The following is a 315-nucleotide window of genomic DNA, read 5'->3' on the forward strand; positions in this document are numbered from 1 at the left end:
AAACAAGTTCCCGGTCTATAAGAACCGATCTGGTAAATGCTCTTACCAAGCAGACAATGGCGAAGGAACTGTTGAAGTCGATAAAAAGCGTCTCAACCTTCCAAAGATAGGGTGGATACGCCTGCGTGAAGAACTCAGGTATACTGGCGAAATCACAAAAGTGGTTGTGTCGAAACATAACGACAAATGGTTTGTGTCTATCACTGTCAGACGGCTGGATAGCAGCAACTATAAATACCAACCGCTCCTGTTTGACGATAAGCCACCGATAGGTATTGACGTAGGTATCAATACGCTTGCGACGTGTTCTGACGG

1 protein-coding gene is annotated in these 315 nt (G+C 45.4%); it reads left to right on the top strand.

Annotated features, from left to right (window positions below):
• Positions 1 to 315, top strand: a 315-nt coding sequence (locus J4G07_15640) for a transposase (protein ID MCE2415424.1), incomplete at both ends; no start/stop codon positions are given.

This window comes from Candidatus Poribacteria bacterium (assembly GCA_021295715.1).
In the GTDB taxonomy this organism is placed as follows: domain Bacteria; phylum Poribacteria; class WGA-4E; order WGA-4E; family WGA-3G; genus WGA-3G.